This window comes from Plesiocystis pacifica SIR-1 (genome assembly GCF_000170895.1).
Classification (GTDB): Bacteria; Myxococcota_A; Polyangia; order Nannocystales; family Nannocystaceae; genus Plesiocystis; species Plesiocystis pacifica.
The window spans coordinates 1-12,127 of record NZ_ABCS01000169.1; the positions used below are offsets into that span (position 1 = coordinate 1).

General features: G+C 71.5%; 10 protein-coding genes. 4 read left to right on the top strand and 6 right to left on the bottom strand.

From position 1 onward, the window contains the following. Window positions 1-80: 80 nt before the first annotated feature. The 3 genes from PPSIR1_RS39775 to PPSIR1_RS39785 form a co-directional block, all read right to left on the bottom strand. Window positions 81-1,115, bottom strand: a complete 1,035-nt coding sequence (locus tag PPSIR1_RS39775) for a hypothetical protein (protein ID WP_006976984.1) — start codon at window positions 1,113-1,115, stop codon at window positions 81-83. Between the two features lie 281 nt (window positions 1,116-1,396). Beyond that, entirely contained in the window at window positions 1,397-2,545 is a 1,149-nt protein-coding gene (rlmN, locus tag PPSIR1_RS39780; RefSeq protein WP_006976985.1) for a dual-specificity RNA methyltransferase RlmN, read from the bottom strand. A gap of 40 nt (window positions 2,546-2,585) precedes the next feature. After that, window positions 2,586-3,056: a hypothetical protein gene (locus PPSIR1_RS39785; protein WP_006976986.1), complete on the bottom strand. Its 471-nt coding sequence runs from the start codon at window positions 3,054-3,056 to the stop codon at window positions 2,586-2,588. 170 nt (window positions 3,057-3,226) lie between these two features. Here PPSIR1_RS39785 and uvrA point away from each other — a divergent pair, with 170 nt between their 5' ends. The 4 genes from uvrA (at window position 3,227) to PPSIR1_RS39805 (ending at window position 9,578) form a co-directional block, all read left to right on the top strand. Further along, window positions 3,227-6,364, top strand: a complete 3,138-nt coding sequence (gene uvrA, locus PPSIR1_RS39790; protein WP_006976987.1) for an excinuclease ABC subunit UvrA — start codon at window positions 3,227-3,229, stop codon at window positions 6,362-6,364. Window positions 6,365-6,457: 93 nt separating this feature from the next. Continuing rightward, entirely contained in the window at window positions 6,458-7,108 is a 651-nt protein-coding gene (locus PPSIR1_RS39795; RefSeq protein ID WP_006976988.1) for a flavin reductase family protein, read from the top strand. Between the two features lie 270 nt (window positions 7,109-7,378). After that, a complete protein-coding gene (locus PPSIR1_RS39800; protein ID WP_045117684.1) occupies window positions 7,379-8,311 on the top strand; it encodes a hydroxymethylglutaryl-CoA lyase in 933 nt (310 codons plus the stop codon). Window positions 8,312-8,339: 28 nt separating this feature from the next. Next, window positions 8,340-9,578 (top strand): hypothetical protein, encoded by a 1,239-nt coding sequence (locus PPSIR1_RS39805; RefSeq protein WP_006976990.1) that lies wholly within the window; start codon window positions 8,340-8,342, stop codon window positions 9,576-9,578. 24 nt (window positions 9,579-9,602) lie between these two features. Here the strand turns inward: PPSIR1_RS39805 and PPSIR1_RS39810 are convergent, their stop codons facing one another. From PPSIR1_RS39810 to PPSIR1_RS49845, 3 genes are read right to left on the bottom strand one after another with little or no spacing between them, the layout of a single operon-like run. After that, entirely contained in the window at window positions 9,603-10,760 is a 1,158-nt protein-coding gene (locus tag PPSIR1_RS39810) for an aromatic ring-hydroxylating oxygenase subunit alpha (RefSeq protein WP_006976991.1), read from the bottom strand. A 52-nt stretch (window positions 10,761-10,812) separates the two neighbouring features. Continuing rightward, a complete protein-coding gene (locus tag PPSIR1_RS39815) occupies window positions 10,813-11,706 on the bottom strand; it encodes a hypothetical protein (protein WP_006976992.1) in 894 nt (297 codons plus the stop codon). Then, window positions 11,696-12,094: a hypothetical protein gene (locus PPSIR1_RS49845; RefSeq protein ID WP_006976993.1), complete on the bottom strand. Its 399-nt coding sequence runs from the start codon at window positions 12,092-12,094 to the stop codon at window positions 11,696-11,698. The genes PPSIR1_RS39815 and PPSIR1_RS49845 overlap by 11 nt, the downstream gene beginning before the upstream one ends. Between the last annotated feature and the right edge of the window lie 33 nt (window positions 12,095-12,127).

The window sequence follows — 12,127 nt, forward strand, 5'->3', positions numbered from 1 at the left end:
CCTCCCCCGCGCCGGAAAAGCCGTCACGGGTCCCTCTCCCCGGCGGTCGGGAGAACGCCCTCCGGGTCGCGCCGTCGAGGCTAAAAGCGCAGCGTGTAGTTGATGCCAAAGCGCATCGCGGAGGCTTCGTTGGTCTCGGCTCCGTCAGCGCTCGGGCTCGGGCTGCGCTTGGCCCGGACCTCGTCGATGGACAGGGTGACCACGCCGCCCAGCAGCAGGGCCGAGCCCGCGGCCACGGTGACGATGCCGGCGGGCAAGGTCTCGTAGAGCTGCTCGCAGTGCAGCGGGGTCTGCTCTTCGCCGCCCAGGGGGCAGCGCCCGGCGATGCCCCACAACAAGCCGCCGACTCCCGCCGCGACCACGCCACCGGCGATCATCGTCGCCTCGGCCCAGCGCGGCATGATGCGGTCGCGCTTGGGCTCGGGGTTGGGGTTGGGGTTGGGGTTGGGGTCGGGCGTGGTGCTCGGGACCGCGAACATCACCTTCTCGACGCGGTCGGCGACGTCGAGGGTGACGATCTTTTCGACGGTCTCGCGGTCGCCGTCGCGGGCCTCGATGACGAGGCGGTACTTGCCCAGCGGCAAGGTCTCGATGCCCGTGGGCGGGGCCGGCCGCTCGTTGATGAACACCCGGCAAGGCGCGTGGCAGGTGACGTCGATGCCTGCGTTGCCGGCCTTCTCGAGGGCTTGCACGCGCTCTTTGTGGAGGGCGCTGAGGCCCGGGCCGAAGTCGCCGACGGGCATGGGATCGCCGCGGCTGGTGCGGATGGCCTCGTCCATGGCCTCGCGCGCTCCCTCGGCGTCGTCGATGTTGAACAGGCAGCGCGCGAGGGTCAGCTGCGCCATCACGCGGGCGCGCTGGCCATCGGGGTCGTCGCGGAGATCGACGGGGTACTCGTAGGTCAGCTTGTTGATCGCGTCGCGCAGTCGCGACGCGTAGCTGGCGGGGTCGTCGTTGGCCAGCCGCTGCGCCTCGTCGAGCTCGGCGAGGGCCTCGGCGTACCCCGCTGCGTCGGCCTCGCTCACGGCGGCGCCCGCTTCGGAAGCGCCAGCCTCGGGAGCCGCGCTCAACCACATGAGGGTCACGAACAGCGAAGTGGGGGTCATCGCGGTCACGAACGTATCATTGGTCGATGCTCCGCGGCGAATCGCGGGAACGAATCGGCTGCGGGGTTCCGCGGGGTCGAAGAGAGCATCGTTGCGGGCCCTTGGCCGCACGACCGGGACCGATCGCGCCCACCTGGGGGAAGGGCCACGCGGCCGGGAGCGATGTTCTGGGTCGGCCCAAGCGCGTTTGCACGGACAGTCCCGTAGACGCGCATGGGGAACAAGCGCTCAGGGACCGCGAATGAATCCACAGTCCCTTTCTGGTTTAGCCGTCGTGGACGACGCCTTGCTCAGCTTGGTGGCGCAGCGGTCTTGGGATCGTCGAGGGCGAGCTGGCCACAGGCCGCTTGGATGTCGTCCCCCCTCGGCGTCCGCAGCCACACGTCGACACCCGAGCGACGCAGGATGGCCATGAAGGCGCGGACGCGGGACTGGCTGGGTCGGCGGTAGGGCGCGTGCTCGTGGGGGTTGAAGGGGATGACGTTGACGTGGCAGCGGAACTCGCGGACGAGCTCGATGAGCCGGTGCGCGTCGGCGTCGCTGTCGTTCACGCCGCCGAGCAGCACGTACTCGAAGGTCACCCGTCGGCGCCGGCTGGTCGGGACCCGGCGCACGGCCGCGAGCAGCTCGTCGATCTTCCACTTGCGGTTGATGGGCATGACCTCGTCGCGGACCGCGTCGGTGGTCGCGTTGAGGCTGATGGCCAGGCCGACCTCTTCGCCGAGGCCCTCCCGGGCGAAGCGCTCGATGGCCGGGACCAGGCCCGAGGTCGAGACCGTGATGCGCCGCCCCGCGATGGCCTCGCCGCCGGCGTCGGTGAGGATCGAGAGCGAGCGCCGGACTTGGTTGAAGTTGTGCAACGGCTCGCCCATGCCCATGTAGACGATGTTGGTGATGCGCGGGGTCCAGCGGGCTCCCTCGCGCTCGGCCTCCTCGGCGAGCAGGGTCCGGGCGCGGGCGACCTGATCGACGATCTCCCAGGTGTCGAGGTTGCGGCGAAAGCCCAGGCTGGCCGTGGCGCAGAACCGGCAGTCGAGGGCGCAGCCGACCTGGGAGGAGATGCACTGGGTCAGGCCGCGCTCGTCGTTGGGGATGAGCACGGACTCGATGGCCTCGCCGTCGGCGGTGCGCAGCCTCAGCTTGCGGGTCCCGTCGCGGGCGCGCTGGATCGTGTCGACCTCGAGGGTGTCGAGGCTGGCGCGCTCGCGCAGCTTGGCGCGGTCGGCCTTGGACAGGTTGGTCATCGCGTCGAAGTCGGGGGCGCGGCGCTGGTGGATCCAGCCGAACACCTGATCGACGCGGTAGGCCGGGGCCGAGAGCTCGCGGCCGAGGAACTCGCCGAGCTCCTCGCGGCTCATGCCCCGCAGGTTGGGCTTGTCGCCCCGGGGGATGGCGCGCTGGGGCTTGCGGATGCGCCACAGCGTTGGTTGCTCGGCCATGGCGGGTTCTTAACAGGGATTCGTCGGCGCGGCGAGCCTCTCAGCTGGGCTCGCCCCGGGCGTCGAGCTCGACGAGCAGCTCGCGCTGGCGCAGGGTCAGCGGCAGCGGCGGCTCGACGCGCAGCAAGGCGGCGATGCCGGCGTGGTCGACCTCGTCGAGCTCGGGCTCGAGGGCGGCGGCCTCGAGCTGCAGCGCGAGGGCCCGGCGCGCGAGCGCGTGGCCGTCCTCGGGGCGGCCGGTGGCGCCGAGCAGCTCGGCCTTGCGAGCCAGCAGCTGGGCGTAGCTGCGAATGCGCGCTGGCGGGCGGAGGATCATCGCGGCCGTGCGCGGATCGACGAGCGCGACGCGCGAGTGGTCGAAGTGCTCCTCCAGCAGGCCGTCGGTCTGCTCCTCGAGCTCGACGAGGTTGTCGTTATCCTCGGCGTTCAGGAGCGCCACGGCGATGCGCCGCGCGGCCTCGCCGACCTCCTCGACTTGGGCCATGAGCCAGTCGTAGCCCTGGGTGATCATCGAATGTCAGCATAGCGGCGCGCGGGGCCCAGCTGACGGTGGGCTGCGCAGACTGCTCGCGCAGGGCGCAGGGCCGTCGAAGACGCCCAAACCCCACCAGTGTTCGGGTCTTCAGCTGGCACGCTTGGGGGTTGCACTGAACGAAGACTCAGTTACAGTCCCGACCGCGCATGCCCACCGACAGCACGGGATCCATGGCCAAGTCGGCCTCGAGCAAGACCAAGACGGGCGCCAAGAAGAAGGCGGCCAAGAAGAAGGCGGCCAAGAAGAAGTCTGCCAAGAAGGCGCCGGCCAAGAAGAAGGCGCCGGCCAAGAAGAAGGCGGCGGCCAAGAAGGCGGCTGCCAAGAAGGCGGCTGCCAAGAAGGTCGCCAAGAAGGTGGCCAGGAAGAAGGTCGCCAAGCAGGCGCCGGCCAAGAAGGCGCCCGCCAAGAAGGCGAGCAAGCGCAAGCGCAAGGCCGCGGCGGAGCCCGACTGGATCGAGGTCCGCGGGGCCTCCGAGCACAACCTGCGAATCGACGCCCTGCGCATCCCCAAGCGCGAGCTGGTCGTGTTCACGGGCGTGTCGGGCTCGGGCAAGTCGAGCCTCGCCTTCGACACGCTCTACGCCGAGGGCCAGCGCCGCTACATCGAGAGCCTGTCGGCCTACGCCCGCCAGTTCCTCGGCCAGCTCGAGCGGCCCAAGGTCGAGTACCTCACGGGCCTGTCGCCGACCATCGCCATCGAGCAAAAGGCGGCCTCGTCCAACCCCCGCTCGACCGTCGGCACCATCACCGAGATCTACGACTACCTGCGCGTGCTGTTCGCCCGGGTCGGCGTGCAGCACTGCCACATCTGCGGCTCGGTGGTGAAGTCGCAGAGCGCCGAGCAGATCGTCGGCGAGATTCTCCACCTGCCCGAGGGCTCGAAGGCCACGCTCTTCGCCCCGCTGGTGGTCCACCGCAAGGGCGAGTTCCGCGAGCTCTTCGATGAGCTGCGCGGCCGCGGCTACGTGCGCGTGCGCGTCGACGGGGAGCTTCACCGGCTCGAGGAGGCGCCCAAGCTCGACAAGAAGTTCAAGCACTCCATCGACCTGGTCGTCGACCGCGTCAAGGTGCGCTTTCAAGACCGGCTGCGCATCACCGAGTCCGTCGAGCTGGGCCTGCGCGAGGGCAAGGGCGAGCTGGTCCTCGAGGTCCAGCGCGCCGACGCGGCCGAGGACGCCGAGCCCGAGCGCATGGCCTTCTCCCAAGAGCGCATGTGCTGCGGCCACGCCTTCCCCGAGCTCAGCCCCCAGAGCTTCTCCTTCAACTCGCCCCTGGGCATGTGCCCGGACTGCAACGGCCTGGGCACGACCATGGAGGTCGACCCCGAGCTGGTCATCTCCGACGAGTCGCTGTCGATCCGCGACGGGGCCATCGCGCCGTGGTCGTCCGCGGCGGATCGCGAGTCGGGCTGGACCTGGCGGATCATCGAGGCCCTGTCCTCGACCTACGGCATCGACCTCGACAAGCCGTGGAAGAAGCTGAACAAGAAGCAGCGCGGGCTGGTCCTGCACGGCAGCGCGGGCAAGCGCATCAAGGTCAAGTGGGGCAACGAGGACGACGGGGGCAGCCACGGCGAGTGGGGCATGCGCTTCGAGGGGGTCATCCCCAGCCTCGAGCGGCGCTACGCCCAGACCGCCTCGGAGTCGGCCCGGGACCACTACCGCAAGTACTTCACCGAGGCCGCGTGCGAGTCCTGCGGGGGTCGGCGCCTGCGGCCCGAGAGCCTCGCCGTGATGATCCGCGGGCGCAACGTCGCGGACATCACCTCGATGACCGTGCAGGCCGCCCACGACTGGTTCGCCGAGCTCGAGCTGACCGGGGCGCAGAAGATCATCGCCGAGGGGGCGCTGCGCGAGATCGTCGGGCGCCTGGGCTTTTTGCTCAACGTCGGCCTCGACTACCTGACCCTCGACCGCTCCGGGCCCACGCTGTCCGGCGGCGAGGCCCAGCGCATCCGCCTGGCCAGCCAGCTCGGCTCCGAGCTCTCGGGGGTGATGTACGTCCTCGACGAGCCCAGCATCGGCCTGCACCAGCGCGACAACCAGCGGCTCATCGCAACCCTCCAGCGCCTGCGCGACCTGGGCAACACGGTGCTCGTGGTCGAGCACGACGAGGACACCATCCGCGCCTCGGACCACGTCGTCGACTTTGGCCCCGGCGCGGGCACCCTCGGCGGTGAGGTCGTCTACTCGGGCTCGCCGGCCAAGATCGAGCGGGCGAAGCGCTCGATCACCGGGGCCTACCTCTCGGGCAAGCGGCGCATCGAGGTCCCCGACGAGCGGCGCGAGCCCACCGGCGAGATCTGGGTCAAGGGCGCCCGCGAGCACAACCTCGACGGCATCGACGTGCGCTTCCCGCTGGGCGTGCTGGTGGCGGTCACGGGGGTCAGCGGCGCCGGCAAGAGCTCGCTGGTCAACGGGACCCTGCTCCCGGCCCTGTCCCGCAAGCTCCACGACTCGACGGTGCGCGTGGGCCCGCACAAAGCCATCACGGGGCTGGACGCCCTCGACAAGGTCATCGCCATCAACCAGCGCCCCATCGGCCGGACGCCGCGCTCGAACCCGGGGACCTACACCAAGGCCTTCGACGAGATTCGCTCGCTCTTCGCCCAGCTGCCCGAGTCCCGGGCCCGGGGCTGGAAGGCCGGCCGCTTCAGCTTCAACGTCAAGGGCGGACGCTGCGAGGCCTGCTCCGGCGACGGCGTGGTCAAGGTCGAGATGCACTTCCTCGCCGACGTCTACGTGCCCTGCGAGATCTGCGCGGGCCAGCGCTACAACCAGCAGACCCTGGCCGTGCGCTACAAGGGCCGGACCATCGCCGACGTCCTCGACATGAGCATCGACGCCTGCGCCGAGCTGTTCGAGAACCACCGCAAGCTCTCGCGCATCCTCCGGACCCTGCAGGACGTCGGCCTGGGCTACATGAAGATCGGCCAGACGGCGACGACCATGTCTGGCGGCGAGGCCCAGCGCGTCAAGCTCAGCCGCGAGCTCGGCAAGGTCCAGACCGGGCGGACCCTCTACGTCCTCGACGAGCCGACCACGGGCCTGCACTTCGAGGACATCGCCCGGCTGCTCGGGGTGCTGCAGCGCCTGGTCGACGCGGGCAACACCGTCGTCGTCATCGAGCACAACCTCGACGTGATCAAGTGCGCCGACTGGGTCATCGATCTGGGGCCCGAGGGCGGGAGCAAGGGCGGGCGGCTCGTGGTCGAGGGCACGCCGGAGACCGTCGCGGGGACGGCTGGCTCGCACACCGGGGAATTTCTCGCCCCGCTGCTCTGAACGGGCGGGGACTAGCCGTCCTCGGCGCTTTCTTCGCCCCCCGAGCACTCGACCTGCCCTCGCGGCCCTACTCCCGATGGGGTAGGGGAGGGCATGGCCTTCGACGAGCTGCCCGCCTCCGACCTGCGCGCCCGAGACTGCTACCGCCTGATGACCGACATCGTCGCGCCTCGACCCATCGCCTGGGTGTCGACGGTGGACGGCGAGGGCCGGCGCAACCTCGCGCCCTACTCCTACTTCCAGGCCGTGTGCTCGAACCCGCCGACGGTGATCGTCAGCGCGGGCTGGCTCGGCGACGGTCGCCCCAAGGACACGCTGCGCAACGCCCTCGAGACCGGGCAGCTGACCATCAACCACGTCAGCGGCCCGCTCGCGGAGGCGATGAACGCGAGCTCGGCGAGCTACCCCGAGGGGGTCAGCGAGTGGGGAGCTTGCGGCGTCGAGGCGAGCCCCGCGGTCGCGGTCGCGCCTCCCCGGGTGGCGGGCGCCCGCGCGGGGCTCGAGTGCCGGGTCGTGCGTGCGGTGCCGCTGGGTGAGACCCGACACGGCACGCCCTCGGCGACGGTCCTGTTCGCCGAGGTCGTCCACTTTTGGGTCGCTGAGGGGATCCTCCGCAGGGATGGGGCCGGGCACCTCGAGCCGGCGGAGCCAGCTGCGCTGGAGGCCGTGGGGCGCCTCGGAGGCCTGGCCTACGCCCGAACCACGGACACCTTCGAGCTCGCCCGACCCAAGCTCCCCGAGTGAGGTCTCACGCGGGAGGCCGCCCGCGTGGGGGTCTGCCGTGATCCCGGCTACGCCGTCGGCGCCACGCCCCTCGGGAGAGAAACACTCGGCCGCGAACCCTGTACACTCCACTGAGCCGTGAGCGAGATTCAGCACCAAGACCCGAGCCAGGCGCGCGGCCCAAGCCCCTCCGTTCGAGTGGACGCCGGGGTGGGGGTAGACGCCGGGGCGGCGAACGACGATCCGGCCACCGCCGGCCCCAAGTCGGGCTCGGGCAGCTGGAGCGGGCACATGTTCGACGGGCTCCCGGACGAGGTCGAGATCTACGAGGTCGGCCCCCGAGACGGCCTGCAAAACGAGTCCACGGTGCTGACCGTCGAGACCAAGCTGGCGATGATCGAGAGCCTCGTCGACGCGGGCATCAGGCGCATCGAGATCACCAGCTTCGTCAACCCGCGGTGGATCCCCGCGCTGGCCGACCACATGGAGGTCGCGACCCGGCTGCGGCGGCGCGAGGGCGTGCGCTACAGCGCCCTGGTCCCCAACATGCGCGGCCTCGACTCGGCCTCGCGCGCGGGCATGGACGAGGTCGCCATCTTCATGGCGGCGAGCGAGAGCCACAACCGCAAGAACATCAACAAGTCGACGATGAAGGCGGTGGAGACCTACGAAGAGGTCGTCCGCGAGGCCCTCGATCGCGGCATGAGGGTGCGCGGCTACGTGTCCTGCGTCTACGGGTGCCCCTACGAGGGCGAGGTGCCCTACGAGAACGTCGAGTGGGTGTCCAAGGCCCTCCTCGACCTCGGCGTCTACGAGCTCAGCCTCGGCGACACCATCGGCGTGGGCACGCCGCGGCAGGTAGCAAGTATTCTAAAAGGATTGCTCGACGCCGGCATGACCCGAGAGCAGCTCGCGGTCCACTTCCACGACACCCGCGGCACGGCCCTGGCCAACGTCACCGTCGCGCTGCAGCTGGGCATCAAGACCATCGACAGCTCCGTCGGCGGCCTGGGCGGCTGCCCCTACGCGCCCGGGGCCTCGGGCAACGTGGCTACGGAGGACGTGGTCTTCCTGCTCGACGGCATGGGCGTGAACTCGGGGGTGGACCTGGGCAAGCTGCCCTCCATCTCCACGGAGGTCGGGGTCAAGCTCGGCCACGAGCTGCCGAGCAAGTACCTCAAGGCCCACGTCGCCGCCTGTGCCGCTCGCGGCATTCCGGTCTAGACCCAGCGCCGGTTGACAGTCCGCGAGGGTGCGCGCCACCTTCGAGGGCGCGATGACCGTAGATCCGCAGACGCGCCTCGTCGAAGCTCGAGATGACACCAACGACGAGCTGTGGTCGGTCTACGCCGACTGGCTCGAGCGCCGCGGGGATCCGCGCAGCGAGCTCCTGCGCCTGTCGATGCTCGTCGAGGCTGGGGTCGAAGACGAGGCCGTCGGCGCGCGCGCGGCCGAGCTCGAGGCAAAGCTCGTCGCTCCCGTCGAGGACGCGGCGGGGGGCTTCGAGCTGGGCTGGCGCCGGGGCTTCGTCGATCGGCTGCGGGCCGAAGAGCCGTGGGAGCGCGGGGAGACCTCGGCGGCCGATCGCCTGAGCGCGCTGCTCGACGCCGAGGCCCTCCGGCTGCTGCGGACCCTCGAGATCGACCGAGAGGACCGCGACGACGTCGCCATGGGTGCGCTGGGGCAGCGCGGGACCTTCGAGTGGGCGCGCGCGGTGTTCGAGGGGCGCTCCTTGCCCCAGCTTCGGCGCTTGGGGATCGGCGGGGCGCCCAGCGAGGACATGCACCTGAGCCAGACCTCGAACTGGATGATGACCTCGACCGCGCCGGGGGAGGGCGGGCGGATCTACCGGCCCGATCGCTACGTCGGCGACATCTCCCCGGCGCTCGCGGCCACGCCCGGGCTGCGCGAGCTCGAGGTCGCTGGCGAGGGCATCCGGGTGGACGCCTCGGCCTTGCCGGCGGGGCTGAAGTCGCTGCGCGTGGCGACCCGCTACCTGCGTCAGACGACGCTCGCGGCCGTCAGCGCGGCGCGGCTGCCCGAGCTCGAGCGCCTCGAGCTGTGGCTGGGTTTTTGGCCCGACTCGGTCGTGGACTTCGAGGGCCCCGAGGGCGAGGAATACTACGGCCCCGAGACGAGCCCGGAAGACCTGCGCGGGTTGCTCGCGGGGGGCGGGGTCCCGGCCCTGCGCGAGCTCGCCCTGGTGCACTGCGCCTACATGGCCGAGCTGCTCGAGGCCCTGGCGACGAGTCCACTGCTGGCGCAGATCGAAGCCCTCGACCTGTCCTACGGCTTCCTCGGGGCCGACCAGTTGGGGCCCTTGCTCGACGCGAGCGAGCGCTTCGCTCACCTGCGGCGCCTCGACCTCTCGCACCACCAGCTCGACGACGAGGCCCTCGCGCAGCTGCGCGCGCGCTTTGGCGAGGCGCTGATCAGCGAGGCCCAGTTTGGCCGCGAGGGCGACGCGGCGCTGCAGCTGCTCTCGTTTTGACGAGGGCCCGACGGCGCAGCGCCCTCAACGGAGCGCTTCGAGGGCGGGCCCGATCGCCTCGACGTACCAGCGGTCGAAGGCGTGGATGCACCGCTCCATGGCGGTGTAGGGCCCGCGCCGGTAGCCGGCCGAGCGCAGGCCCTGCTGGACCCGCGCGCACATGTCCCAGTCTTGGCGGTTGGTCCGGTCCCAGAACTCGAGGATGTCGCTCAGGTCCGCGGGCGCCTCGCCCTCGAGGGCCGCGGGCCACACCAGCCACTCGCAGTGCACCCGGGTCTGCTCTGGGCTCAGCGGCCAGACCGTGTGGGTGAGGACGTAGTCCGGGTGCAGGGCGAGGGTGAAGTTTGGATAGACGTGGTTGTAGTGGACCTGGTCGCGGTCGGCCTCGGCGAGGCCGGGGATGGGGCCGAGGGGGCTGGCGCCGGACATCGACAGGGTCTGCACGCCCTCGCGCAGGCGCATGGGCCCGCCGTTGAAGCACGCGCCCTCGACGAAGGCCCCGCCCTGAAAGTCGCTGAGCCGGTGCAGCTGGGGGTGGATGACGGCGCAGTGGTAGCACTCGCCATAATTCTCGATGACGACCTTCCAGTTGGCGGCCACGGTGTAGTCGTGGCGCCTGGCCACGCGCAGCTCCCCGAGGCGGTGGCTGGCGGCGCTGGGCAGGTCGGCGTGGGCTTGCTCCCGGGGCGGCGCGTGGGCGTCGAGGTTGACGTAGATATGGCCCTCGAACACGGCGAGGGGCATCTCGATCAGCGAGTGGGCGGCGCAGTCGAAGCTCGCGTCCGTGCGCGGGGCGTGGCGCAGGCGCCCGTCGAGGCCGTAGCTCCACTTGTGGTAGGGGCAGTTGATCGCGCGCAGGCTGCCCCGGGGCGCGTCGATCAGGCGAGCGGCGCGGTGGCGGCAGACGTTGTAGAAGGCGCGCAGGGTGCCGGCGTCGTCGCGGACGATCAGCGCGCGCTCGCGGTCCTCGGGGCCCAGGGCGTGGGTGATGAACGCGCGCGGGGCCTCGACCTGCTCCTCCCGGCCCACGCACAGCCACATCTTGGCGAACAGCTCGCGCATCTCGAGGGCGAAGAGCTCGGGCGAGCGGTAGGCGCTGGCGGGGAGGGTGCGCGCCTCGTCGAGGGGGGCGCGGGTCTGGGCGAGCTCAGCCAGCAAGCGGCGCGCGTCGAGGGCGGGCATCGCCGTCCATGGTAGCGAGGCTGAGGGAGCCCCCGCTTGGCCTGCGTTGCCGCTAGAACAGCGCCTGGATCCCGAGCGAGGCGCCCACGTCGAAGTCGCGCTTGGGCGTGACCGGGACCTGCACGGACGCGGTCAGCGAGCCGCGCGGGTGGAAGCTCCAGGCGGCGTGGGCGAGGAGGGTCGCCCGGGTGCTGCCGACCTCGCGCTCGCTCTCGCCGGGGCGGTTGGTCAGGCAGGAGTCGAGGCCGCCCCCGACGGCGCGGCACCAGTTGGCCGCGCGCACGTCCACGAGCACGCCGCCGCCGAGGGCGAGGCGATCTTGGGCCACGCGCGCGCCGCCCTGGGCCCCGACGCTGGCGTCGAGGGCGAGGCCGGCCGGGCGCGCCTCGCCGGCCGCGAGGGCGAGGAGCTGCCAGTAGCCGCGGCCGTAGGTGCGGGTGAACAGCAGGCTCGGGGACAGGGTCCAGGTGTCGCCGGGGTCGATGGTCGCGCGCACGGTCCGGGTCGGGAAGCTCGCGCTCAGGCCCAGGGTCAGCGTGCGGTGGATGAGCTTGTCGGCGTGGGGGGTCCAGCGCAGGAAGGCCCGCGCGTCGCCGAGCCCGACGGCGGTGCGCGGAGCGGCCTCGAGCGGGCGCTCGTGGAGGACGGTGAAGGGCAGGGAGGCGCCGAGGGAGAAGGCGGGGAGGGGGGCGTACTCGCCGAGCAGGCTCAGGTCGTTGCGCGTCGCGGGCACTCGGCCGACGCCGCCGCTCGAGTGGACGAACTCGTCGAGCAGCATGAGCCGGGTGCTGGCTCGGCCGCCGCGGTTGCCGAGGCTGTTGATGTTGCGGACGCCCTCGGAGCTGCCGTGGCCGGCGACGTGGTGGGCCTGGGCGGGGCGCTCGAGCAGCGCGAGGACGAGCAGGGCCGCGAGCACGGCGAACAGCCCGCGTCGATCAGCGCGCATCGGTCGCTCCCGCGAGGCGATGGCAGCCCAGGCAGCTGCGCTCGTCGGCCAGCATCCAGTCGGCGACGAGGGGGGCGTCGTCCGGCTTGGGCGCGTCGTGCTCGTGGGCGTGGTCGCTGCTCGCCCCGTGGTCGTGGTCGTGGCCCTCGCCGTGGTCGAGGGCGTGGCCGTGCTTGGGCCCGAGCGCGGCGCGCTGCTGAGCGGCGAGGGCCTCGGCCTCGCTGCGGTGGCAGCCCATGCAGGTCTTCGTCGAGCTGTCGGGGCGAAGGGCTTCGTGGTGCGGCCGACCGCGCGTGCGCAGGGGCGGAGCGAAGGCGGACAGGCAGCCGGCGACGAGCGCCAGGGTCAGCGTCCCGAGCGCGAGCCCGGTCCAGGGGCGAGGAGGCACGGCGCTCGACTAGCGCGTTGCCGTCGCCGAGGG

Coding starts and splice junctions, on each gene's coding strand:
- rlmN (WP_006976985.1), bottom strand. CDS start 2,545: ATGGCCGAGCAACCAACGCTGTGGCGCATCCGCAAGCCCCAGCGCGCC.
- PPSIR1_RS39785 (WP_006976986.1), bottom strand. CDS start 3,056: ATGATCACCCAGGGCTACGACTGGCTCATGGCCCAAGTCGAGGAGGTC.
- uvrA (WP_006976987.1), top strand. CDS start 3,227: ATGCCCACCGACAGCACGGGATCCATGGCCAAGTCGGCCTCGAGCAAG.
- PPSIR1_RS39795 (WP_006976988.1), top strand. CDS start 6,458: ATGGCCTTCGACGAGCTGCCCGCCTCCGACCTGCGCGCCCGAGACTGC.
- PPSIR1_RS39800 (WP_045117684.1), top strand. CDS start 7,379: ATGTTCGACGGGCTCCCGGACGAGGTCGAGATCTACGAGGTCGGCCCC.
- PPSIR1_RS39810 (WP_006976991.1), bottom strand. CDS start 10,760: ATGCCCGCCCTCGACGCGCGCCGCTTGCTGGCTGAGCTCGCCCAGACC.
- PPSIR1_RS39815 (WP_006976992.1), bottom strand. CDS start 11,706: ATGCGCGCTGATCGACGCGGGCTGTTCGCCGTGCTCGCGGCCCTGCTC.